Consider the following 24,170-nt stretch of genomic DNA (forward strand, 5'->3'; position numbering starts at 1 on the left):
AAATTCTGACATAAAAGTGCAATTTTCGGGCTGGGCGCCGGGCGGATTAGCCCGCCGCAGTAACGATGTCTCCCAAGGTACGCATTGCCTCGGCCATCTGTGGTGTGTAAGACGAGCCGCAACTCAAACGCAGGAAATGGTTGTAGCGGTCAGCGTTGGAAAACATGGTGCCGGGGGCAATGCGTATCCCGCGCGCCAGCGCTTGTTCGAATACCTGGGTGCTGGATTGTTGGCCCGGCATTTCGACCCATAGCAACATGCCGCCCTCAGGAACATTCAGACGGGTGCCGGGGGGAAAGTACCGGGCAATGTCCTCCGCGATGTGCTCCCGCTGGATTTTCAGTTTGCGGCGCAGGCGCACCAGATGGCGGTCGTAGGCGGTGGATCCCATGTATTCTGCGACGGCCACCTGGGCGAGAGCTTCGTTTGGACGGCTTTGCGCAAATTTCAGCATGCCGATGCGCGCGTCCCAGCGTCCGCCTGTCATCCAGCCTAGCCGCATTCCCGGGGCCAGCGTTTTATGCATCGAGGCGCAATAGATCACGTTGCCCGTGCGATCCCAGGATTTGAGCGCCGGCGGCAACTGATTGTCATCGCAGAGCGCACCATAGGTGTCGTCTTCGATGATTGCGATCTGGTGGCGTTCACATAGCTTTATCAACCGGGCCTTTTCGGTGTCCGGCATGACACAGCCCAGCGGATTCTGAAAGTTGGGCACGACGACCACGGCGCGCAGGTGCGGGTGAGTCTGCAGGGCCAATTCCAGCGCGTCCACCGAGAGCCCGCGTTGCGGGCTGGTGGGAATTTCCAGTGCCTGCATACCCAGGCTTTCCAGGATTTGTAATAACCCAAAGTACACCGGCGATTCGACGGCGATGGTGTCGCCCGGTCGGGCCACGGCCCGCAATGCCAGATTGACGGCTTCGATACATCCGTGGGTGACCAGAATGTCGTCCGGATCAGGGTTCATACCCAGTTCGAGCGCCCGACGTGCCAGTACGTGCCGCAGATCGGGGTGGCCACGGGGGAGGGCACGATCAACCAGCATTGAGGGGTGTTTGCGTAGCGCACGAATCATGGCCTGCTTCAGGGCATCACCGGGATAGTGGGCGGGTGATGCTGCGGCCAATGCCAGGTTGACGCTGGTCGTGTGCTGTTCGCACTTGGCCACAAAATCCGATACCCGATCGTGTATGCCGACGTAGCTGGCCGGCGCCGGCAGGCGCCCTGGATCGGGTTCGGAGGCGGGCAGCATGGTGATCCGGCGCTTGGGCCGCACAAAGTAGCCAGAGCGGGGTCGTGCCTCAATCAGTCCGTCGTCTTCGAGTTGGCGGCAGGCTTGCAGGGCGGTCGACAGGCTGACACGGTGCGTACGTACCAGCTTGCGTACCGACGGCATACGGTCTGCGGGCGCCAGTACGCCCGCATCGATGGCTTGCCGATAGTGGTCGGCCAGGCGCCGGTATAAGGGCTGCTCGTGTGTAGATGAATCATGAGGAGGGGTCATCGGCGCATCCATCTCGACATCATGGGTTCGATCAGGTCAAACGGTAAGACACAGTTCCACGGATAAAAGACCATAACAGATGAAAAACAGACTGTCTGTTACGGTACAGAAAGGAATTTGGTGTGTCTGTTTTGGTGAGGCGAGGGTGCGTAAGCTGAAGGCCATGGATTTCCGGTCGGCATAAGGCTTTTTTCGTCGGACGGGGATTGATTTTCATCCTGACTGGCGGTCTCGGCGCCAGGACTCAGGGCTTTGTCCAGGAATATTTCGCCATGGCCATCTTTTCTTGTTTTTGCCAAGCACAGGAGCTTGTTTTGCCCGCTGGGGCTACACGTACGCTGCACGGTGCCGATGGCGCGACATTGGTCTGCGTGGAGGGTAGTGTGAGTTTCAATGAGACGGTGCCTCAGGCCGAGGGGATGTTGCCCTGCCGGGTTGCCGTGCCCTTGCGTCAGGGGGAGTCGTATGGATTCGACCAGACGTCATCCATTACGCTCGCGGCCAGTGTGTCGGCCCGTCTGTTATGGCTGCAACCACAGCCCCTCTGGCGTGTTTGGGTCCAGCAGGGGATGCGGTCCGTCGCAAAGTATGCTATGATTCATTTCATCAGACGCGGGGTGGAGCAGTCTGGCAGCTCGTCGGGCTCATAACCCGAAGGTCGTAGGTTCAAATCCTGCCCCCGCAACCAAATTCCGACACCTCCGAGGGTAATCCCCCCGGGGGTGTTTGTTTTTGTACTTCTCGATTTTGCCGCGTTACGCTTGAAAGCTGCGCGCGTCGTTAGCGAACCCAACCTTCCGTGTTCATGACTTTCTGGGCTTCTTCGGTGACCAGATAATCCAGAAACGCCTTTGCATTCGTGTCGGCGTCGGGAGCCAGGGCCACGTTCACATCACGCCAGATTTTGCGGTCGGCAGACAGATCCACCGCGTCAAGCGCGTCCGGATGGGTGACAGGCCAGTTCGGCCAGGTGATCCACGCATCGGCGTCTTTTGCCTTGAACGCCTTGAAACTAGCGCCGGAGCCATGTGCGAAGGCGACGATATTCTTCCGAAATGCCCGGACTTCCTCTAGCTTTCCGGTGCGTCCGGCAACATCTTCCCAGACGCCTGTTCCCGATGTGTTGCTGACGCCCGCGCCTTCGGTGACGACGATCTTTACCCCGTCCTTCAACAGATCCTCGAAGCTGGCGATCTTTTTGGGGTTGCCTTTCTTGACGGCGATGATGGCTGGGCGGACATAGATTGGATCGACCTGATCGGACGAAAAGCTCTGGTAGGTTTCAAGAAATGCCGTCATTGACTGTTCGGATGTGCCCCAGATGATATCGGCATCCGCCTGAGCCTTGTGCGACCAGGTCTTTTCGGGACCGGCGATGATCTCGACCTTGTTGCCGGTTTGTTTCTGCCAAACCTCAGCTACCTTCTTGAATGCCGTGTGAGGTCCGCCGGCGCCGTAAAGCTTGATGACGCCGTCTTTCGCATGGCGCGAAATCGAGGGATCATGTAGCTCGGTGCCGAGGGCCACTGCGGATATTGCCATCAAGGCGCCGACGGTGGCAAGTTTAGAAAAACGCATAAAAATGCTCCTGTTTCTTATGTTTGAATCTCGTCAAAACCTGAGATCCGGAGGGTCGAAAAAATCCTGTGTGGCCGGCTGTCTGGAGTGGGCCGCCAAGGGCTTGGTTGCGGAAAGAGTTGCCGCGATGACAACGGGTTGCCTGAAGTCACCGGCAGGCAATCCATGTCAAGGCAGACCTATCGGAGGAGGGGTTATTCCATCGGACGGGAAATTGTTTTCTTTGACCCGCGGACCGGCCGTAAGAACCTTCGAGGTTCAATGGAATAAATCCCATCTGATTGCGTCTAGTACATACTAGCCATCAATCGGCAGCGTGGTATAGATGTCGTTGTCGCTGTCCAGGGCGGCGACGCCGGCTCTAATCTGAGAAATATGATGACCCAGGACATGATTCACTTGATAGAGCCGAATATTCCCGCATTGCGGCGTTATGCCCGGGCGCTGATGAAAGATCCCGGCGCGGCCGATGATCTGGTTCAGGATTGCCTGGAAAGGGCTATCGAGCGCTGGCATCAGCGACGCAAGGATGGCGATGCTCGAGCCTGGATGTTCGCGATCCTCCATAATCTCGCCATGACCCGGCTACGGCACTCGACACGGAGGCCGTTGCATGTCGGATTGGACGACGTAAATGAGCACGCGTTTGCTGTCGCGGCGCGTCAGGAGGACCGATTGCATTATCGAGATTTGCTTAACGCGCTCGACCATCTTCCAGAGGAGCAGAAGACAGTACTCCTGCTGGTCACTGTCGAAGATCTCTCCTACGCAGATACCGCGCAGGCGCTTGGCATCCCGATCGGTACCGTCATGTCACGTCTTTCGCGTGCCCGTGAACGTTTGTCGAAGCTGATGTCCGGCGAAATCCAACAACAATCCAGCCACTCTCATCTGCGGAGCGTGAAATGACTTTTCGACCCATAACTGAAGATGACCTCAATGGGTTTGTCGATCAGAGACTGGATGCGGTGCGCCATGCCGAAGTCATCGCCTATCTGGATTCTCATCCGGATGTGGCTCGTCGCGTCGCCGGGTACCGCCAACAACGCGATCAACTGCGCGCCGCGTTTGGATCGATTGCCGAAGAGCCGATCCCCCCGGAGCTTGATCTGTCCCGCATGATCGCGGAGCGGCGGGCACCGCGCCCCGCGTCGCGTTGGTCGATGGCGATCGCGGCGACGGTACTGCTGACGGTCGGTGTCGCCGGCGGATGGTTCGCGCATGGCATGGCGCCGCTCGCGGCCACTGGCGTGCAGGCGGTTGCGCAGGAGGCTTTCGCCAGCTATAGGGTCTTTGGACCGGACCGGATTCGTCCGGTCGAAATCCGCGCGACGGATCATGATGCGCTTGTCGCATGGACGGCGGCACAGCTTTCACATCCCGTCGCGATCCCGGACCTGGCCGCGTCTGGATACCGCTTTATGGGCGGGCGGGTTGTGCCGACGCGTCAAGGACCTGCGGTGATGTTCATGTATGACGACGATAATGGCACGCGCGTTGTCATGCATGCCCGTCCAATGAAAACGCAGTCTGACATGCCGATGTCTCCCTATTCAGAAGGCAAGGTAAATGGATATGCCTGGATCGATGGCGGCCTGGGCTACAGTCTCGTCGCGCCGATGGAGCCTGCGGCCCTGCATGCCATCGCCGACGAGGTACGACGCCAACTCACGAGCAAGGCAGTGGGATAAGACGCAGGCGCCAGGCCTCGGCGGTTTGATTCGCAATGAGCTGACGCGCCTGTGCATGATGAAGGGCTATAGTTCAGCTTAAAAGCTGACGGCTTTCTTCACAGGACTTTCTTATGTTCAATCGTATCGTTGCAAGTCTATTCGTGGCGGCCGTGTTTCCCGCTGCGGCACTGGCATCAGAAAATGGCCCCATCCGTGAGATTAGGCTTTCGTCGGGTGGGTTGGCCGAGATTCTCAGGGCGGCTCCCGTGGGCAAAGATGAGGTCGTCCGGCTTGAGGTGCCGCTCGAGCAGGTCGACGATATCTTGAAGAGCGTGGTGCTGAACAGCGCGACGGCGACGGTCGCGGGCTTTTCGCTGGTGGGGCCAAGCCCGCGCGAAGAGAGCTTCAAGGGGCTGCCGTTCACAGTGGAGTCGCTGGCGTCTGTGCCGTTGCTGTTAAAGGCCTTGCAGGGTACGTCCGTGACTGTCACGAGTAATGGCAAGACGGTGCAAGGCAAGGTGTTGGGAGTGGAGCCGCGCAAGGGTGCGGACGGTGCGCAATACTTTCTGCTTTCTGTGCTGACGTCTGACGGGGTCGTCGCAACGCTGGCGCTCGCGCAAGACGCATCGGTCGTGGTGGATGATGCCGAGCTCAGAGGCAAGCTGGTCGAGGCGACCGAGGCGATCGGCCGCGCGAGCAATGATCGCTCGCGCGTGATCAATATCAACGTCAAGGGCACGACGAGCGGCGCTGTCGATGTGTCTTACGTGGTGGCGGCACCGATTTGGAAAACCGCCTACAAGGTCGTGGTGCAGGACAATGGAAAGGCGCGTCTGCAGGCCTGGGCGGTGCTGGAAAATGCCAGCGGCGAAGACTGGAAGGGTGTCAAGATCGTGTTGACCTCGGCCGACCCCGTCACACTACGGCAGCGCTTGCACCAACTGTACTGGCGGGATCGGCACGAGGTGCCCGTGAATACCGCCTCGACGAATGTGCCCGAGGTGGATACTGGGAATCTGGCGAACCGCGCAAAGGCGCAGCGTTCTGCGATGGCCGCGCGTGCCCGGTCGCAATCGATGGCAGATTCGACGATGGAGTTTGCCGCGGCCCCACCGCCGCCTGCCGCGCCGGAGCCCGGGAGTGGCTATGGTGGGGCGGCGCCCATGCAGGATAGTGCGGTGGCGAACGAAAATGATATTTCCGCGACCTTTGCGCTGCCGGGGGTGTACGACCTGGCCAACGGTGACACGTTGTCCGTCCCGATCGCGGATGCCGAAGTACCGGCAACCATGGTGTCGTTGTACCGGGCCTCCGCCCGGTCTCCTCATCCCGTCGCCGCGCTGATGCTGAGTAATACGACCAGCGTCAGTTTGCCTGCCGGTATTTTGACGATTTACGATGCCACGTCCGGCTATGTGGGTGATGCGCAGTTGGCGGGTTTGCCCAATGAGGACACACGTTTGGCTAGCTTCGCGACGGATCGCAAAGTGACCATCACCGAGGATCGCAAGCCAACCGAAGCGCTCATGCAAGCCAAGGTGGTAGACGGCATGTTGAGCCTGACGCAAAAAACACGCATCGTGACGCGGTATACCGTGACGGGCGCGCTGGATGGCGCGCGCACGGTGGTGATCGAACATCCTGTGCGGTCAGGCTGGACGTTCTCCTCGGAACAGAGCGATGGTAAAACGGCGAGCCATTACCGGCTCAAGGCGAGTGTCCCCGCCGGCCAGGAAAAAACACTCGAAGCGGTTGACGAGCAACTGCAGCGACAGGTCTACGCGTTGACCGATACCGAGCCCGATATGTTGTTGAGTTGGTCAGCCTCCAGTCCGGATCCGGCGCTGGCGGCCAAGCTCGTCGAGCTGGCGGATACGCGCAAGAAACAGATCGCGGTACAGACCGAGTTGCAGCATCTGGAGCAGACCCACGAGCGCCTGGTCAACGAGCAGGATCGTATTCGGAAGAATCTCTCCGCGGTGGCGGCAAATAGTGATTTGAGTACGCGTTACCTGAAGCAACTCGAAGGTAGCGAAAACAAAATCCGCAGTCTGGACGCCAAGCGCGGGCAGTTGCAGGACGATGCGCAGAGCCTGGAGGGTCGGGTGAAGCAGATTCTCAGGACATTCTGACGCTTGGGGTAAGTCCTACTGTGGCAGCAACGCCGGGCATGGGATACCATGCCCGAGCGGGTTGTCAGCTTTCTCTTTTCAGGAGACATGTCACATGGGTACTGCCAAGTACGATCATCCCGGCTACATTGCCGATATGGGCCCGCAGGGCCAGTACTATGTGGGGGTATGGTGCCCACACGGTTATCCGGCGCATGTCCATATCGGTACGGCCGCCGCGGCCGCAGAGGCGGCGGATGCGAACCTGCGGTTACGCATCCCGGACGGCGCCTTTCAGTCGCTATCCGACGATTTTGAAACCCTCTGCCGGCGCGCGCTGGGGCAAGCCTTGAGCGCGGGCCTGTTACGCGATGGGCTAGGAGGGTTTCAGGAAACGCGCCTGTCACTCGAGACCGAGCCCTGGGCGGGTCCGATGCAGGCCGCCACCCGGCAGTGACGGGGCCGGGTCAGAATGATTGGCGTCAGCCTACTGGGTGGTTTTGTTTTGGCCGCCCAGCATGGCGACCAGCGATTTTTTCAGGTGCGGTGAAAAAATCGGCACGGTATGCGAGACGCCATCACGGTCCGTTCCCTCTTTGAGGGTGACCGACTGCCCGTCGAAAATCTCGGGGGCTCGACGCAGCTCGACGTAATGTGCGATCAGGCTGTCGACCTGCTCTTGGGCGCTAGCCAACGGCGCGGCCCCCGCCAACTGCCGGGCGGCATGCGCCTGCAGTACGCGGTGCAGGTCGTCGATGAATAGTGCCAAGGCGCTTTGACCGTGGGCGGGCTGTTGCCAGCCCCAGCCCTGGTCCGCGTCGCCCGTCGAAGAAGAAGAGTTTTGCATACCCTCATGCTATACCAACGCGACGCCGGCGTGTATGACAGGGCGTGGTTTGCGCGCGACGGGTGTAGTTGCTGGTTTACCAGTAATCAGTGCATGATTGCCTACGTCGGGATTTATCGCCCGGTTCGGGTGTTGGGCAAGCTGGCACCCGTAGTTTGTTGTTACTAGGAGAACCTACCCATGAAGAACAAGATCTTGCTTATCGTTTTGCTCGCGGTTTCGGCGGTGTCGGCTGGGTGCAATACCGTTGCAGGGGCCGGGAAAGACATCGAAAAGGGTGGTGAAAGCATTCAAAAAGCTGCTGATTAATCCCTAATTGCCCACTGCTCACACACTGTGCGTGAGCAGTGGGCAATTCGCATCGCAGTAGGTGTGATGCATAATTCCACTATTAGTGAAATCTAGTGGGAATGATTATGCGCATTTTGGGCCTGACCGGGTTTGCCATCGCCGTTGTAATCAGCGGCTGCGCCAGCAAAGGATTGATGTCGGGCGATCCCCCGGGCGCTACAGCGACTTTTCCAGTGCAGGCGGACGTTCAGGCGGCGCATCGCCGCGCGGGCGAATTTGTGCGGGTCTGTCATGAACAGCGTCGCCATGCTTATGGTGTGACGTATCAGTCTCACCAGAGCCTGGGCGAAAAGGGCGCACCGAACGAGGTGCGCGTATACAAGCAAACCGAGCCTGCCAAGATCCTCGAAATCATTCGCGCTCAGTCGGATGGCCCGGCCACGTCGCAGGTGACCGTTTTGGTGCTGGGCGATGCGCCTTGGGATGAGGCCGAAGTCCAGGCAGCCCAGGCCTCTATTCAGAGCGCGACACCGGTTTGCCGGCCCCTGGAAAACTGAATCGGCGTCTGGCGGATGCGATAGGAAAAACCTTGCGGCCCGTGATGAGCTGGATTTAATATACGCATTGCGTACATTATCCATCCAAGGGCCGCCATGTCCATTTCCCAGCAAGCCTTCCTGCGCGACGCGATGCGTCGCCTCAATTTGACTCGTGATGTCTTCGCGACGCGCATCGGCGTCAAGCGGCGCGCCCTGGATACTTGGCTGTTGCCAGAGGAATCGCAGGAGTTTCGTGCGATGCCCGAGGTGGTCGAGCGGTTCGTGAGCGAAATCGTTCAAAACACCGCGTTACTCGAAAAATATACGCAAAGCGCACAGATGGGTCCGTTGCGTGAGCGTATTGCGTTCAATGGCAAACACCAGCTGATTTCGGTCGATCAGTTCACACGCGAGTCGGTGGAAGACCTGTTTCGTGTAGCCGATCTGATGCAGCCCATTGCACGCCGACAAAAAGTCTCGCGCGTGCTCGAGGGCGCCGTGCTGGGGAATTTGTTTTTCGAGGCCAGCACGCGTACGCGGGTGAGTTTCGGTTCGGCATTTTGTCGCCTGGGCGGTTCGGTGTGCGACACCACGGGCTTTACTTTCTCTTCTATGGCCAAGGGCGAGTCCATCTACGACACGAGTCGCGTCATGAGCGGCTACGTCGATGCGATGGTCATCCGCCACCCTGACAAGGGGTCGGTCGCAGAGTTCGCCGAGGCGACGAATATTCCGGTGGTCAATGGCGGTGATGGTCCCGGCGAGCATCCCAGTCAAGCATTACTGGATCTCTATACAATCCTGACGGAGTTTTCCCGTCTGGGCAAGTTGCTCGACGGCGCGCATATCGCCATGGTTGGTGATCTGAAGTACGGCCGTACCGTGCATTCACTGATCAAGCTGCTGGCGCTGTACAAGGGCATCAAGTTCACGCTGATTTCGCCGTCAGGGCTGGAAATGCCGACGTATATCATCGATCAGGCCAGTCGCAACGATAATGTGATCGAGCAAAAGAGCAGTGTGGCCGACGGGCTGGCGGGCGCGGATGTCATTTATGCGACACGCGTGCAAAAAGAGCGTTTTGCCAACGAGGAAAGCGAAGGCTATACGCCGGAGTTCCAGATCAGTCGCGCGACGATCGACACCCATTGCGGCCCGGACACTATCGTCATGCATCCGCTACCGCGAGATAGCCGCCCAGGTGCGAACGACCTGAGTACGGATCTGAATGATGACCCGCGCTTGGCCATTTTCCGTCAGACGGATAACGGCATTCCGATCCGGATGGCTATTTTTGCCGTGCTGCTCGGCGTCGAGGGCTTGGTACAGCATTCAATGCGCGATGTGACCTGGAAACATCCATCGCACGTCGGTCCGGATGATTCGATTTTTCACGGACTGGATTGATTGGCAGGCAGGGTACGTGATGGCGTGCCTTGTGGTTTTCAGGCTTGCCAAAAACGAGCGGGGTGCCATCTCTTTGGTGAGATGGCACCCCGTTGCCTATCTGCCGTGTTTGTTTACCGAACTCGTTTTTTGAGTGATGTTGCCTGGTTAAATCCGCTTTTCTCCACCCAGGGCCTCGGTCAGCTCGGCCAGGAGTTTGGCGAGTTCGCCGGTCATGAGCGCCATGTCCGAATCGAATTTTTCGTCGTCATTTTGCATGACGGCATCGTTGCCTTCTTTAAGTACGTCCAGCGGGGCGATGCGCTTGACGTCGAGTGCCTCGGTCAGGACAAAAGACACACGGTCTGCCCAGGTCATCGCCAGACGGGTGCATTGCTTGCCCGATTGGATGTGGCGACGCACGTCATCGACGTCGATGGTGTGCTTGACGTAACGGATCGCGGCACGACTTTCGCCGGATGCGCGCAGCTCGGTGTCCTGGTCGATGCTGAAGTTGTCAGGGGCCTCGTCGGCAGCTAGCCAGCCCGTCATGGCGGCAGCGGGCGATTGGGCCACATACAGGTTTTCGAGTGGCAAGGGGTCGATGGTCTTGACCAGCAGGCCGATGACTTCGTCGGCTTTGGCCGAGGCTGCGGCATCAATGACCAGCCAATGGTTGACCGGATCAATCCACACGCGCGTGTCGCGATAGACGCTGAAGGCTTTGGGCAAGAGCTCGTCGGTGACACGCTCCTTGATTTCCTTCATCTGTTTGCGGCCCGGCTTGTAGCCTTGTTGCTCTTCGATTTCCTGGGCGCGTACGCGTGCCACCTGATTGACGACGGTGGCGGGGAGCAATTTTTTCTCGGCGCGCAGGCTCAGCAGAATTTGCTGATTGACCGTATGCGACAAGGCGGCGTTTTCGCGCGGGGAAATCCACCCCACGCTTTGCATTTCGAGGTTGTTGCCGGACTGGTAGGCGTGTCGCGCCAAGCTTTCTTCAAGCTGTTCGCCGGTTAGCGTCCACGGTGCGGATAGTCGGTAGATCTTGAGATTCTTGAACCACATGGCGTCGGGCAAAAGGGTAGATTCTATACGACCCCGAATCGCATCGCAGGTGTGAACGTGCTTTTGTTGTGTATCTCTTCGTTGTCCAGGGGGCTTCGCGGACATTTCTGAGGATGCCCCCCCTTGGCGTCAATTACGCAACACAAGGGGCCGTGGTTCCAGGCTATTGCTTTCTTTCACAACGGTGGCATGTTACACATTCTGTCACTGACTACGCAGGGGCGTTCCGGTATCGTGCGCCGCGTAGTGACTCTGACTAAAAAAGGATGCAAACCATGAAACTGGCGACAATTATTGGGGGCGTGCTGATCGCGATAGGTGCGGCGGCTTTGGTGTACAAGGGCTTTACCTACACCACCGAGGAAACCGTATTGCAGATCGGTTCAGTCAAGGCGACTGCCGAGACCGAAAAAGCGGTATCGGTCCCGACTTGGGCCGGCGTGGGCGCCATCGTGGTCGGCCTGTTGGTGATTGGGCTGGGTCGCGGTCGCTAATGTCCTAAGCGCCCGGTGTGCTCGGGACCGCGCCGCTCCCGGTCGCTTGGCGCTTATCTTGATTTCGGCCTAGAGACCGGGCAGGGGCTATTCCTGGGAAGACCACGCGCACCATGAAACCACGGCCTTCCAGTCCCGTGCCGGTCCGGATGGTGGCGTTATGCGACTCGGCAATGCCTGCGACCAATGACAGGCCGATTCCGCTGCCACTCACAGGCGTGTTCGCTACCCGGTGAAAGCGCTCGAAGATGGCATCGTGTTCTGAGGCCGGAACGCCTGGACCGTCGTCCGCGACGTCCAAGAAGACCGTGGGGCCGTCTGCGGCGCGCGCGGGTAGCATGTAGCCGCAGCGCACCAGTACGTTGCCACCTTCGGTGGTGTAGCGCATGGCGTTGTGCAATAGGTTTTGCAGCAGGATGCCAATTTCGTCTATGTCGCACTGAATCATGCAGGACGATACTTCCAAGAGCAACGAGCGCTGATTCTGGCTGGCGTAGACCTCGAATTCATCCGCGACATGCTGTGCGAGCTTGCTCAAGTCTGCAGGTGCGTGCTTGGGCGCCTTGCCGCCGGCATTGATGCGGGCCTGGTCGAGCAACTGCTCAGACAGGCGGGTGCTGTGTCGGGCCACCACGAGCAGTTTCTTCAGGGCCGCATCTTTCTTCTGCGGGTTTGCCTCGCGAAGGGCAATCTCAGCCTGCCCCTGCAAGATCGATAGCGGGGTGCGTAGTTCATGAGCTGCATCGCCAATAAAGCGGCGTTCGCCCTCAATGGCTTGGTCGAGTTGCTGCAGCAGGCGGTTGAATGCGTCGACCAATGGATGCAACTCCCGCGGCAGGCCCTTGAGCGGCAGGGGAGTGAAATCGAAGCGGGGCCGGCGATGCAGGGCCGAGCCCAGGGTGCGGACCGGTCTGAGCGCGCTGTGGGTGACGAGCCACATGACGAGGCCCACAATCATGAGCAGTATGGTCGTCTGGACTACCTCATTCGTTGCTTCGTGACGTAAGTCAGCATCCACGACACTTTGCAGGTTACCTATCTGGACCGTCACCCGGCCGGTACTGTCAGACGCGGAGTAAACACGCCACTTATTCCCTTCAACATGGGTCGACGCAGGTCCATCGGCGAAGTCGGGCTGCAGCGGGGTCTGCGGTCCCCCCGGTGTGTGGGCGAGCAGTCTGCTTCGATCTATCCATATCTGAAAGACCAGTGACCCGCGCACTGCGTCGAAGGATTGCGGCAACGTTAAACCTGGTCCCCCGCGCTCGTCGCGGTAACTGTCGGCGGGGATGCTGACGAGCAGTTGTGTGGTGACGGCCTCAAGCCTTTCGTCCCAAGTGCTGGTGCGGTTGATCGATGTTTTTGTGAGCACCACCGCGACCACAATGATCCAGAACAACGCGGTGACCCCGATGATTGCCAAGATTAACTGCGCGTTGATGGAGCGCGACTTCATGTCGGCTGTCCCACTATGTAGCCTAGCCCGTGAACGGTCCGGATCAGGTCGTCACCGAGCTTGCGGCGTAACTGGTGGATGAAGACGGCGATGGTATTGCTCTCGACATCGCTCGTCGTGCCATAGACGATGTCATGCAAATGGTCGCGCGTCACCACATGTCCAGGGCGCTCAATAAGCGCCAGCAATGTGCGGTATTCCTGGGCGCTGAGGATGACATCGGCGCCCGCCTTCTTCACCACGCGGCGGCTGCGGTCGATCTGTATATCCCCATGAGTGAAAACGGGAACGACGCGTCCCTGGCTGCGTCGGATGACGGAGCGCAAGCGTGCCCAGAGTTCGTCGAACTGGAACGGTTTGACCAGATAATCGTCGGCGCCCGCATCCAGGCCGGCGATCCGTTCGCTCAACCGGCCCCGCGCGGTCAGGATCAGGACAGGCGTGGAGTCGTAGCGCACCCGCATGGCACGCAGAACGGCCAGGCCGGAATCTCCGGGAAGCCCGATGTCGAGTAAGACCGCCGCATAGGCGTGATCCACCAGCGCGGCCCGGGCGGAACTCGCATCACCGACGTGATGAACGCGCCATCCGCTCTGGCGTGCACCATCGCAAATGGTCTCGCCCAGCAATTGATCGTCTTCCACGAGAAGTAGATTCATTTCACCCCGATTCATCGCCATCCATACCTACACATCGGCTGTATTCCGAGATAATGGGGTAAGCAGTTTAGTTTTTTGTTAAGGGCGGATAGCGCCGTCTTGAGACAAAAAAAGGCCCGGCTTTAGAAGCCGGGCCTGGCAGGGTCACACAATGCCACGCCGTTAAAGGCTCGCGGGGGGCGTGGCATCGGTGTCAGAGAACTAACCCTGCTATTGCGGGACTGGGGATCAAACGTCCCGCAATGTGGAGCAAGGTCGTGTTCTGAGCTTGCAGTCTAGTCTTGTCGGTCTGACATCGTCCTGAATCACGCCTCTTTTTCCGAAGCCTTGGTTTTGGCTCTGGCCGATGGCCAAAAAAAAGCTCCCGAAGGAGCTTGGAAGAGCCAGACAGGCGCAGCAGTCCCGCCTGGCGGGGGAAAACAGTGTGATTAGTTGTTGATGTCCACGTCTTTGGTTTCCCGGACGAACAACATGCCGATGATCAGGGTCATGACAGCGATGATGATCGGATACCACAGGCCGTCGTAGATGTTGCCGGTTGCGGCGACGATGGCAAAGGCGACGGGGGGCAGGAAGCCGCCGAACCAGCCGTTACCGATGTGATATGGCAAGCTCATCGAGGTGTAGCGGATGCGTGTGGGGAACATCTCAACCAGCATGGCGGCGATCGGGCCGTAGACCATGGTCACGTAGATCACCAGAATGGTCAGCAGTACGACGACCATGACTTTGTTCATTTGCTCCGGATCGGCCTTGGCCGGGTAGCCGTGGTCTCGGATGGCTGTCGTCAGGGCTGCTTTCAACTCGGCCGTTTTGGTTTTGAACTCGGCGGGCGACATGTCTTTGCCTTCGAACGAGACAAATTCATCGTTGCCGATCGTGACCTTGGCGACCGTGCCAGCGGGAGCGGACTGGTTGCTGTAGTTCACCGAGCTGCCGGCCAGGAATGACTTGATCACGTCGCAGGAACTGGTGAATGCCGAGGTGCCTACTGGGTTGAACTGGAATGAGCACGTAGCGGGATCCGCAATCACGGTGACCGGTGCCGTCGCCTGGGCTTTTTCGAGCGCAGGGTTGGCAAAGTGGGTCAGGCCCTGGAACAGTGGGAAGTACGTAAGAGCGGCGATCAGGCAGCCGGCCATAATGATCGGCTTGCGACCGATACGGTCCGAGAGCGAACCAAAAATCAGGAAGAAGGGCGTACCGATCAACAGCGCCAGCGCGATCATGATGTTGGCGGTGTTGGGATCGACTTGCAAGGTCTTGGTCAGGAAGAACAGGGCGTAGAACTGGCCCGTGTACCAGACCACGGCTTGGCCGGCGGTCAGGCCCAGCAGGGCAATGATCACGACCTTCAGGTTTTTCCATTGGGCGAACGACTCTGTCAGCGGCGCCTTGGAGCCCCGGCCTTCTTCCTTCATGCGTTTGAACGTAGGCGATTCATTGAGCTGCAGCCGGATCCACACGGAAATGCCCAACAGCACGACGGATAGCAGGAACGGAATGCGCCAGCCCCATTCAGCGAAGGCCTCTTCGCCCATAACGCCACGCACGCCCATGATGATCAGCAGCGACAGGAACAAGCCCATCGTGGCGGTCGTCTGGATCCAGGCGGTGTAGGCGCCTCGACGGCCCTGCGGCGCGTGTTCCGCCACATAGGTGGCCGCGCCACCGTATTCCCCACCTAGTGCCAGACCTTGCAGCAGTCGCAGCACGATCAGGATCGCGGGGGCGGTGATGCCGATACTGGCATAGCTGGGCAGTACGCCCACGAGGAACGTCGACAGGCCCATGATCACGATGGTGATCAGGAACGTGTATTTACGTCCGACCAGATCACCCAAGCGACCAAATACCAACGCGCCGAAGGGGCGCACGGCAAAGCCGGCAGCAAAGGCCAACAGTGCAAAGATGAAGGCGGCTGTGGGGTTTACACCCGAGAAAAAATGCCCCGCGATGATGGCTGCGAGTGATCCGTACAGATAAAAGTCATACCACTCGAATACTGTGCCTAGCGACGACGCGAAAATGACGCGCCGTTCTTCCTTGGTCATCGGGCGCGGACCCGAAGATGGGCCGGGACTGGCCACCGTTGCAGTGCTCATGATGTCTCCTCGTTTTTGGCCCGGTAGTGATCCACCGTGCCGGCTCTTGTCCGGTATGTTTCCGGTGTAAGGCAGTTAGCAAGGTAGAAAACGAGACTGACGAGGTTCTGACGGAAGGCTTACTTGAATCTTAAATTTGAAACAAAAAGTGTGCCATTAGGCCCCGAGCGGGGCAACGGAACGCGTTGAGCGTGCAAGAGGCAGGGATATCCCTAGAGGGTAAGAAGAGGGGATTCATTGCTTTCATACAACGGAAATTGCACGCGAATGCAGGTCCCGGACAGATCGGAGTGGGAGGTGCCCTCCAGAATGTGCACCTGGGCATGATGTTTTTGGGAAATTTCACGCACAATGGCCAGGCCGAGGCCGCTGCCTTCGGCCTGCGTGCCCAGTACGCGGTAAAAGCGGTCGAATACGCGCTCGCGCTCTTCGGTGGCAATGCCGGGGCCGGAGTCTTCGACTTCAAGGATGGCGTGCTTTGTGCTGCGGCGCACGCGCACGGTGATGTGCCCGCCGGACGGCGTGTAGCGCAGCGCGTTATCGATCAAGTTATTCAGCAACTCGGCCAGCAGAATGTCGTTGCCGGCAATCAAGAGCGGGCCGTGAGCCCCTTCGAAGCCCAAATCGGTATTCAGATTAAGCGCCTGGGGCACCCATTGCAGAGTTTGCTCGTGCGCAATGGTGTCGAGATCCGTGGACGTCAAGCCCGCGGAGTGCGGGTTTTCAGCGCGCGCCAGCAGCAGCAACTGGTTGACCAGACGCGTTGCACGCTCGGAACCCATGATCAATTGGCGCAGACTCGCCTGCATTTCGTCCGGGCTGGCGTCGCGCAAGGCCAATTCCGCCTGGGTTCGCAGGCCTGCCAATGGCGTTTTCAGTTGGTGGGCCGCGTCAGCGACAAAGCGCTTTTGTGCCTGGACGTTGGCTGACAGGCGATCCAGGAGCTCGTTCATGGCGCCGACCAGCGGGGCGATTTCCGAGGGTGCGGCGCCTTCGTCGATGGGAGAGAGATCGTCAGGGCGGCGTGCCCGTAGGCGTTGCTGCAAGGCGTTGAGCGGTGCCACGCCGCGCGACAGGCCAAACCAGACCAGCAAGACTGCCACGGGCAGCACAATAAACTGCGGAATGATCACGCCTTTGATGATGTCGTTGGCGAGTTCCGTGCGCTTTTCCATGGTTTCCGCAACCACCAGAAAGACTGGCTGGGTTTGCGGGATATGCAAGTCGACCCAGGTGTAGGCCAGACGCACGTCAAATCCTCGCAAGGTATTCTCGGTATAGAGCACGGTACCGGGCTGTGGCGGGCCCAGGTCGGGGGGCAAGGGCAGGCTGCTGTCCCCACCCAGGACTTCGCCGTGGCTGCCCTGAATCAGCCAGAATATGCTGTCCGTTTCACCCGGATGCAGCACATCGCGGATGGAGTCATTCAGACGGAGGACAGCCCGCCCGTCCTGCGCGTGGATATGCCGTGACAGCGTGTGCAGGGTTTGCGCCAGGGTGCCGTCGTACGGAACGTTGGCAATGTTTTGTGCAACGACATAGGTGATGGCCACGCTCATTGGCCACAACAAAAACAGGGGGGCGAGCATCCAGTCCAGGATCTCGCCCAGCAAAGATCGTTGCGGCGGCGCGAAGCTTGGACCTTTGGCCCCGCCGCGCATTGCGTCCAGGGCTTCCTGGTTGAGGGCTTCGTGAGCGACCGACTCAGTGGGTGAGGTGGCTGGCACCTTGGTCTCGTTCGAGGCAATAGCCCAGGCCGCGCACGGTGATGATTTTGACCCCGCTGGGTTCGAGTTTTTTGCGCAGGCGATGCACATAAACCTCGATGGCGTTGGTGCTGACCTCTTCGCCCCACTCGCATAAATGATCGACCAACTGGGTCTTGCTGACCATGCGGCCGCTGCGGGTCAAGAGGATTTCCAGCAGACTGACTTCGCGGGCAGACAAATCCAGCGTCTGATCATCCACCAGCGCCACGCGACCCGTCTGGTCGAACATCAGGCGGCCGTGACGCAAGAGCGTGGCGCCGCCGCCCGCACCGCGTCGGGTCAGGGCGCGGACCCGGGCTTCGAGTTCTGATAGGGCAAAGGGTTTGGCCATGTAATCGTCGGCACCCAGATCCAGACCCTTGACGCGTTGTTCGACGCTATCGGCCGCCGTCAGGATCAAAACCGGCAGGACCGAGTTGCGGGCCCGCAAGCGGCGTAATACCTCGAGCCCGGTCAATTGGGGCAGGCCCAAGTCCAGAATGAGCAGATCAAAAGGCTGGGCAGCCAGGGCGGAGTCAGCGGCTGTTCCGTCACTCACCGCGTCAACGGCGTAGCCGTTTTGGCGGAGTGAACGAGAGAGGCCGTCGGCCAGAATGCTGTCGTCTTCGGCGATAAGGATGCGCATGCGTAGGAAGCGGGGGCAGGCCGTTGGAATGGCACGACACTATTGCGGTCGCCGTGTGGGAGCATTCTGGCACAGCCCGGGACAATTGCCCAGCCAGGGAATTCCTGGGAAATCCGGTCTATGCTTAGAGAAAATGGTCCGCCCTACAGAGCGGGGAATCCCCCGTCGGGGCCCTGATACCCTACAGAAATTTGGCATACTGGGTTTATATACAGTACAATCCGATGCAATAATCGCCGCTCTGGCACGGAGCGCGCCGCATTGTGGCATTGTCACTGTTGCTGCGCAGCACGCCTTCGCGTCATACCCTTACAGCGTCAACCTCATTTATCCACGGGACACCACATGGACGATAAAACCAGCAAAGCAGCCGCCTCGGAAAAGGCCAAGGCGCTGGCCGCCGCGCTTTCGCAAATCGAAAAGCAGTTTGGCAAGGGCTCGATCATGCGTTATGGCGATAACGCGGTTGAACATGACATTCAGGTCGTGTCGACTGGCTCGCTGGGACTCGATATCGCACTGGGCATTGGCGGCCTGCCACGGGGACGGGTGATTGAAATCTACGGCCCTGAGTCGTCGGGCAAGACCACGCTTACCCTGCAAGTCATCGCCGAAATGCAGAAAGTCGGCGGCACGTGCGCATTCGTCGATGCCGAGCATGCGCTCGACGTGCAGTATGCATCCAAGCTGGGTGTCAATCTGACCGATCTGCTCATCTCGCAGCCCGATACCGGCGAGCAGGCCCTGGAAATCACTGACGCCCTGGTGCGTTCGGGCTCGGTCGACCTGATCGTGATCGACTCCGTGGCGGCCTTGGTGCCCAAGGCCGAAATCGAAGGCGAAATGGGCGATTCCTTGCCCGGTTTGCAGGCTCGCCTGATGAGCCAGGCGCTGCGCAAGCTCACCGCCTCGATCAAGCGTACCAACTGCATGGTCATCTTCATCAACCAGATCCGGATGAAGATCGGTGTGATGTTCGGCAACCCGGAAACCACCACGGGCGGCAATGCACTGAAGTTCTATGCATCCGTGCGTTTGGATATCCGTCGCATCGGTTCCATTAAAAAAGCCGAAGAGGTCGTCGGTAACGAAACCCGGGTCAAGGTCGTCAAAAACAAGGTGTCCCCGCCGTTCAAGCAAGCCGAGTTCGACATCATGTATGGCGCAGGCATTTCACGCGAGGGCGAGATCATCGACCTGGGCGTGCAAGCCGGTGTGGTTGATAAATCGGGTGCCTGGTACAGCTACAGCGGTACGCGCATTGGCCAGGGCAAGGACAACGTGCGCGAGTACCTGAAGCAGAACCCCCAGATCGCCATCGAGATCGAGAACAAGGTGCGCGAGAACCACAGTATCGTCAGTCGTGCTGCGACCTTCCCACCTAGCGAGGCCGAAGCCGAGGCCGATAGCGAAGCATGATTGGTCGGTCCGGTTCTTCATGGTCGCAGCGGGGCTCGGACAAGTCCGAGCCTGATGATGGCGGCTTTGAAACGCTGGGCAAGCCCAAGCCGCGCGGCCCTAGCCTAAAGGCCCGCGCAGTGGGCTATCTGTCACGACGGGAGTACGCGCGCAACGAGCTCGCGCGCAAGCTTCAGCCTTATGCTGAGGATGCCTCCGAGATTGACCCCGTGCTTGATGCCCTGGAAAAAGAAGGGTGGCTGTCTACGGAGCGCTTTGCGCACAGCCTGGTACATCGTCGCGCCTCACGGCAGGGCGCGGCGCGCATTGTCCAAGAGTTACGCCAGCACGGTGTCGCCGAAGATCAAGTCGCGCAGTTGCGCGATGATCTGCGCGCTTCCGAATATCAGCGCGCCCAGGAGGTCTGGCGCAAGCGCTACGGCGTCAAGCCCGCAGACCGTGCCGAATACGCCAAGCAGGCTCGTTTTCTGGCGGGCCGGGGCTTTGCCCATGAGGTGATTCGACGTCTATTGGGTGACGAGCGCGACGACTAAGGCCAATGGCGCTCAGACTTTCGCCGATCGAATCCCGTCTAGCGTTTTAAAGCACGTTTCACGTGCAATCGCCAAGAAATCACTGATATACGACGCATCGGTATCTTCGGTACGCACGGCGGCATAGAGCGTGCGCCATACCCCTTGCTGCCCCAAATGGCATAACCGTAGCCAGCCTTGATGCAAGTACTCTGTCAGCGCCCAGTTGGGCAGCGCGGTGACGCCACGATTGCTGGCGACAAGCTGCACAATCATGGGGGTTAATTCAGCCTTGCGTACCCCGGCGGGCTCGACGCCGGCGGGATCCAAAAACGCGGTAAAGACATCCAGACGTTGTCGATCCACGGGATAGCTGATCAGCACCTGATCCGCTAGTTGTTCGGGGGCGATGTGCTTGCTGGACGCCAGAGGATGAGATTCCGATACGGCCAGCACCAACTCATACTTGAACAGCGGCAGGTATTCCACGGCTTCCAGGGGTTGAGGATCAGAGGTAATCACCAGATCCAGATCACCGCGCACCAAGGCGGGTAGCGGGGCAAATGAAAACGCCGCTGAAAGATCCAGGGCGACATCGGGCCACTGCGTACGAAACACATCCAGGCTGGGCATGAGCCATTGAAAACATGAATGACAGTCGATGGCGATATGCAGTCGGCCCGTGCGTCCCGCCGCCAATCGCTGTAGCTCTCGCTCGGTGGCTCGCATCCGGGGTAACACCTCATCGGCTAATGCCAGGACACGCAGACCGGCCGTGGTCAGGCGGGCAGGGCGTGTGCGCCGATTCAACAAGGGGGTGCCCAGCCGGGCTTCCAGATCGCGCAGTTGATGAGATAGCGCGGACTGCGTCAAATGCAACCGATCGGCGGCCTCTTGCAGGCTACCGCCATCGCGGATAGCAGAGAGTGTCTCGAGATGGCGGATTTCAAGCATGGCTGGGGTGACCGATTATTTATATGAAAAATATTCAATAAATGTATGTTGAGATTGATTTTGACGCAACTTAAGTTAAGGGCAGAATAGCATCTGAGTTGAACAGAATTTGTTTATTTGGATATTTCTATGACAATAATTCATAATTTAGGCTTCCCTCGTATTGGCGCTCAGCGTGAGCTCAAGCGCTCGGTCGAGGCCTACTGGGCAGGTAAACAGAATGCCGCGGAGCTGGAACAAACCGGCCGCGAATTGCGCAGCGCGCATTGGCGGCGCCAAGCCGCCGCTGGCGTGCAGTTCGTACCCGTGGGCGACTTTGCCTGGTACGACCACATTCTGGAATGGACCACATTGTTGGGTGCCGTACCTGCTCGATTTGGTCAACCTGATGATCAGCCGGTCTCGCTGGATACCTTGTTTCGGATGGGGCGTGGGCGCGCGCCCTCGGGCACGCCGACCGCCGCCTGCGAAATGACCAAATGGTTCGATACCAACTACCACTACATCGTGCCCGAACTCGTGCCGGGTCAGACGTTTCGCATTGCGCGCGAGTATTTGTTTGAGCAGGTCAACGAGGCGCTAGCCCTGGGTCACCATGTCAAACCCGTTATTCCCGGTCCGCTGACGTGGTTGTGGTTGGGCAAGGGAGACGCGTTTGCCGACGGGGCAGGGGACGAGGCGAAATTGTCGCTGCTGGACGCGCTGTTGCCGGTCTATGCCGAGGTGCTGGCCCGTTTGGCACGGTTAGGCGTGCAATGGGTGCAGATTGACGAACCCATTCTGGTATTGGACTTGCCCCAGGCCTGGCACGATGCCGCCCGGTCGGCGTACGAGCGTCTGACGCAGGCACCGGTTAAATTGCTGCTGGCGACGTATTTCGGAGGACTGCAAGACAATCAGGACACTGTGCTGGCGTTGCCGGTCGCTGGCTTGCATGTGGATTTGGTCCGCGGGCCAGGTCAGCTCCAGCATATCGCCGCCGCATTGCGTCCGGATCAGGTGTTGTCGGCCGGTGTGATCGATGGGCGTAACATCTGGCGTACGGATCTGGATGCTGCGCTAGAGGCATTGACACCGGTTCGCCGGCAATTGGGGGGTCGCCTCTGGTTGGCGCCCTCGTGCTCGCTGTTGCACGTGCCCGTTGATCTGGACAACGAAACGGAGCTGGATGCCGAACTCAAAGGCTGGCTGTCCTTTGCGGCCCAAAAGCTGGATGAACTCAGCGTATTGGGCCGCGCGCTCGATAACGCTGAGGCGCCAGAGGTCAACGAGGCGTTGACGGCGCAACGCGCGGCTTTGCGAGCGCGTCGTCAATCTCCACGGATTCATAACCCGGCCGTCATTCGTCGTATGGCAGCTGCCGCCGAGGTCGCGCGCGATCGGGTGCCTTTTGCGGATCGTATTGCGCAACAGCAGCAATTGCTGAAGTTGCCGGCGTTTCCCACCACGACCATTGGGTCGTTTCCACAAACGGCCGAGATCCGCGCACTGCGCCGTGATTGGAAAGCCGGCGGACTGAGCGACGCAGCCTACGAAAAAGCGATTCGCCTCGAAATCGAGGCCGTTATTCGTTTCCAGGAAAAAATCGGCCTGGACGTGCTTGTACACGGGGAGCCCGAACGCAATGACATGGTCGAGTATTTCGGCGAGTTGTTGGCGGGCTTTGCTTTCACCCGCAACGGCTGGGTACAGAGCTATGGTTCGCGCTGCGTCAAGCCGCCGATCATTTTTGGCGACGTGGCCCGTCCCGCACCGATGACCGTTGCCTGGTCCTCGTACGCCCAGTCCTTGACGGACAAGCCCGTCAAGGGGATGTTGACCGGTCCGGTGACCATCTTGCAGTGGTCGTTTGTACGCGACGATCAACCCCGCGAACAGACGTGCCGCCAATTGGCGCTGGCGCTGCGCGATGAGGTGGTCGATCTAGAGGTCGCGGGTGTACGGGTCATCCAGATTGACGAGCCCGCGATACGCGAGGGCCTGCCGCTGCGTCGCGGCGACTGGCAGACCTATCTGGATTGGGCGGTGGATTGCTTCCGCTTGTCGACTGCGGGCGTGGCCGCCGACACCCAGATTCATACGCACATGTGCTATTCCGAATTCAACGACATCATTGAATCCATTGCCGCGATGGATGCCGACGTGATTACGATTGAAACCTCGCGCTCCAATATGGAGCTACTCAAGGCATTTGAGGATTTTCATTATCCGAATGACATCGGGCCCGGTGTCTATGACATTCACTCGCCCAATGTGCCGGATGTGGACTGGATGGTGGGCCTGATGCGCAAGGCGGCGACCCGCCTGCCGAGCGAGCGTCTCTGGGTGAACCCCGATTGCGGGTTGAAGACGCGCGCCTGGCCCGAGACCGAAGCGGCTCTGGTTAGCATGGTCGACGCGGCGCGTACCTTGCGCGCGGCTTGACCCGTCCCGGTCCGCCCCCGGGCCGGTCACGTGTAGGCGTTCCCAGGAGGGGCGCCAGTTGGTGGGGGACAGGGCGTTTCTGAATGCCCTGCGTTATACTTCTCTGGATTTGCTGCTTTGCGTCAAATTCCCTGAGCAGGTCCCCCGTAATGCCATTGCCACCTCCATCTGTTTCTCGTCGCCCCCTGCACACGCGTTCTATACGCGTGCAGTCCTATGAGCGCGATGATGGGCTATGGGACCTTGAAGCCGAGCTCATCGACTTCAAGGGCTACGACTTCCCCAAGCATAACGGCGAGGTCTTCGAGGCCGGCCGCCATATACACCACATGCTGCTGCGCATCACTATTGATGACGCATGTACGATTGTGGCGGCTCAGGCGGTTTATGACGCGGCGCCCTACGAACAGCAATGTACGAGCATCGCCGCTGCCTACGAGGGGTTGGTGGGCATGAACCTGCTAAAAGGGTTTCGGCGCCAGGTCAAAGAGCGTTTTGGTCGTACGGCAGGCTGTACACATATGACCGAGCTGTCACAAGTGCTGCCCACTGCGGCAGTACAATCTATGGCCAATCGGCGGCGCCAAAGCAGCAATCCGGATGTACGCCCATTTCAGCTGGACGGCTGTCATGCCTTGCGCACTGACGGCGCGGTGGTGCTTGAGCACTATCCCAAGTGGTACACCGGGGATAGCGCTGAAGCGACAGCGGGCGCGAGTTCCGATTCCCCCTCTTTTTCTCATTCGTCCTGAC

The 24,170-nt window shown here is 59.3% G+C and carries 22 protein-coding genes and 1 tRNA gene; 13 read left to right on the forward strand and 10 right to left on the reverse strand.

The features are described from left to right. Nucleotides 1-46 precede the first annotated feature (46 nt). Nucleotides 47-1,507, reverse strand: coding sequence for an aminotransferase-like domain-containing protein (locus ACYVDM_RS10355; RefSeq protein ID WP_415786145.1), 1,461 nt, complete (start codon nt 1,505-1,507; stop codon nt 47-49). A 611-nt stretch (nt 1,508-2,118) separates the two neighbouring features. Between ACYVDM_RS10355 and ACYVDM_RS10360 the strand changes: the two genes are divergently transcribed. Then, a tRNA-Met gene (locus tag ACYVDM_RS10360) sits at nt 2,119-2,195 on the forward strand. A gap of 92 nt (nt 2,196-2,287) precedes the next feature. Here ACYVDM_RS10360 and ACYVDM_RS10365 read toward each other — a convergent pair. After that, nucleotides 2,288-3,034 (reverse strand): substrate-binding domain-containing protein, encoded by a 747-nt coding sequence (locus ACYVDM_RS10365; RefSeq protein WP_415786143.1) that lies wholly within the window; start codon nt 3,032-3,034, stop codon nt 2,288-2,290. 429 nt (nt 3,035-3,463) lie between these two features. On the opposite strand from ACYVDM_RS10365, the gene ACYVDM_RS10370 reads away from it, so the two are divergent. From ACYVDM_RS10370 to ACYVDM_RS10385, 4 genes are all read left to right on the forward strand, one after another. Next, nucleotides 3,464-3,994 (forward strand): RNA polymerase sigma factor, encoded by a 531-nt coding sequence (locus ACYVDM_RS10370; RefSeq protein WP_415787050.1) that lies wholly within the window; start codon nt 3,464-3,466, stop codon nt 3,992-3,994. Beyond that, complete coding sequence (locus tag ACYVDM_RS10375) at nt 3,991-4,776, forward strand: anti-sigma factor family protein (protein ID WP_415786141.1); 786 nt, start codon at nt 3,991-3,993, stop codon at nt 4,774-4,776. Before ACYVDM_RS10370 ends, ACYVDM_RS10375 begins: the two co-directional genes overlap by 4 nt. A 113-nt stretch (nt 4,777-4,889) precedes the next feature. Beyond that, a complete protein-coding gene (locus tag ACYVDM_RS10380) occupies nt 4,890-6,890 on the forward strand; it encodes a DUF4139 domain-containing protein (RefSeq protein ID WP_415786139.1) in 2,001 nt (666 codons plus the stop codon). 94 nt (nt 6,891-6,984) lie between these two features. Next, nucleotides 6,985-7,326, forward strand: coding sequence for a hypothetical protein (locus ACYVDM_RS10385; protein ID WP_415786137.1), 342 nt, complete (start codon nt 6,985-6,987; stop codon nt 7,324-7,326). A gap of 30 nt (nt 7,327-7,356) precedes the next feature. Here the strand turns inward: ACYVDM_RS10385 and ACYVDM_RS10390 are convergent, their stop codons facing one another. After that, a complete protein-coding gene (locus tag ACYVDM_RS10390) occupies nt 7,357-7,716 on the reverse strand; it encodes a hypothetical protein (RefSeq protein ID WP_415786135.1) in 360 nt (119 codons plus the stop codon). A 180-nt stretch (nt 7,717-7,896) separates the two neighbouring features. Here ACYVDM_RS10390 and ACYVDM_RS10395 point away from each other — a divergent pair, with 180 nt between their 5' ends. The 3 genes from ACYVDM_RS10395 (at nt 7,897) to ACYVDM_RS10405 (ending at nt 9,953) form a co-directional block, all read left to right on the forward strand. Further along, complete coding sequence (locus ACYVDM_RS10395) at nt 7,897-8,025, forward strand: entericidin A/B family lipoprotein (protein ID WP_415786133.1); 129 nt, start codon at nt 7,897-7,899, stop codon at nt 8,023-8,025. A 107-nt stretch (nt 8,026-8,132) separates the two neighbouring features. Beyond that, the gene (locus tag ACYVDM_RS10400) at nt 8,133-8,564 is read left to right on the forward strand and encodes a BPTD_2524 family lipoprotein (RefSeq protein ID WP_415787048.1); all 432 of its coding nucleotides are present in this window, start codon (nt 8,133-8,135) and stop codon (nt 8,562-8,564) included. 96 nt (nt 8,565-8,660) lie between these two features. Beyond that, complete coding sequence (locus ACYVDM_RS10405) at nt 8,661-9,953, forward strand: aspartate carbamoyltransferase (RefSeq protein WP_415786131.1); 1,293 nt, start codon at nt 8,661-8,663, stop codon at nt 9,951-9,953. A gap of 147 nt (nt 9,954-10,100) precedes the next feature. Here the strand turns inward: ACYVDM_RS10405 and ACYVDM_RS10410 are convergent, their stop codons facing one another. Next, nucleotides 10,101-11,000, reverse strand: coding sequence for a recombination-associated protein RdgC (locus ACYVDM_RS10410; RefSeq protein ID WP_415786129.1), 900 nt, complete (start codon nt 10,998-11,000; stop codon nt 10,101-10,103). Between the two features lie 275 nt (nt 11,001-11,275). Here ACYVDM_RS10410 and ACYVDM_RS10415 point away from each other — a divergent pair, with 275 nt between their 5' ends. Then, entirely contained in the window at nt 11,276-11,494 is a 219-nt protein-coding gene (locus ACYVDM_RS10415; protein ID WP_415786127.1) for a hypothetical protein, read from the forward strand. A 4-nt stretch (nt 11,495-11,498) separates the two neighbouring features. Here ACYVDM_RS10415 and ACYVDM_RS10420 read toward each other — a convergent pair whose 3' ends face one another. From ACYVDM_RS10420 to ACYVDM_RS10440, 5 genes are all read right to left on the reverse strand, one after another. After that, entirely contained in the window at nt 11,499-12,950 is a 1,452-nt protein-coding gene (locus ACYVDM_RS10420; protein WP_415786125.1) for a sensor histidine kinase, read from the reverse strand. Beyond that, nucleotides 12,947-13,609: a response regulator transcription factor gene (locus ACYVDM_RS10425; RefSeq protein WP_415786123.1), complete on the reverse strand. Its 663-nt coding sequence runs from the start codon at nt 13,607-13,609 to the stop codon at nt 12,947-12,949. The genes ACYVDM_RS10420 and ACYVDM_RS10425 overlap by 4 nt, the downstream gene beginning before the upstream one ends. 428 nt (nt 13,610-14,037) lie before the next feature. Next, nucleotides 14,038-15,714: an MFS transporter gene (locus tag ACYVDM_RS10430; RefSeq protein ID WP_415786121.1), complete on the reverse strand. Its 1,677-nt coding sequence runs from the start codon at nt 15,712-15,714 to the stop codon at nt 14,038-14,040. A 212-nt stretch (nt 15,715-15,926) separates the two neighbouring features. Then, entirely contained in the window at nt 15,927-17,441 is a 1,515-nt protein-coding gene (locus ACYVDM_RS10435) for a sensor histidine kinase (RefSeq protein ID WP_415786119.1), read from the reverse strand. Further along, nucleotides 17,419-18,108 carry a response regulator gene (locus tag ACYVDM_RS10440; protein ID WP_415786117.1) on the reverse strand — a complete coding sequence of 230 codons (690 nt, stop codon included), beginning with the start codon at nt 18,106-18,108 and terminating at the stop codon, nt 17,419-17,421. Before ACYVDM_RS10440 ends, ACYVDM_RS10435 begins: the two co-directional genes overlap by 23 nt. A 345-nt stretch (nt 18,109-18,453) precedes the next feature. On the opposite strand from ACYVDM_RS10440, the gene recA reads away from it, so the two are divergent. Beyond that, nucleotides 18,454-19,527: a recombinase RecA gene (gene recA / locus ACYVDM_RS10445; protein WP_415786115.1), complete on the forward strand. Its 1,074-nt coding sequence runs from the start codon at nt 18,454-18,456 to the stop codon at nt 19,525-19,527. Continuing rightward, nucleotides 19,524-20,060: a recombination regulator RecX gene (recX, locus tag ACYVDM_RS10450; RefSeq protein ID WP_415786113.1), complete on the forward strand. Its 537-nt coding sequence runs from the start codon at nt 19,524-19,526 to the stop codon at nt 20,058-20,060. The genes recA and recX overlap by 4 nt, the downstream gene beginning before the upstream one ends. Nucleotides 20,061-20,072: 12 nt before the next feature. Here the strand turns inward: recX and ACYVDM_RS10455 are convergent, their stop codons facing one another. Beyond that, nucleotides 20,073-20,993 (reverse strand): LysR family transcriptional regulator, encoded by a 921-nt coding sequence (locus ACYVDM_RS10455; RefSeq protein WP_415786111.1) that lies wholly within the window; start codon nt 20,991-20,993, stop codon nt 20,073-20,075. 129 nt (nt 20,994-21,122) lie between these two features. On the opposite strand from ACYVDM_RS10455, the gene metE reads away from it, so the two are divergent. Together metE and ACYVDM_RS10465 are read left to right on the forward strand one after the other, a co-directional pair. Continuing rightward, nucleotides 21,123-23,417 (forward strand): 5-methyltetrahydropteroyltriglutamate--homocysteine S-methyltransferase, encoded by a 2,295-nt coding sequence (metE, locus tag ACYVDM_RS10460; protein WP_415786109.1) that lies wholly within the window; start codon nt 21,123-21,125, stop codon nt 23,415-23,417. 149 nt (nt 23,418-23,566) lie between these two features. Beyond that, entirely contained in the window at nt 23,567-24,169 is a 603-nt protein-coding gene (locus tag ACYVDM_RS10465) for a DUF2889 domain-containing protein (RefSeq protein WP_415786107.1), read from the forward strand. Nucleotide 24,170 lies beyond the last annotated feature (1 nt).

The sequence above is a fragment of the Bordetella tumulicola genome, from assembly GCF_054779135.1.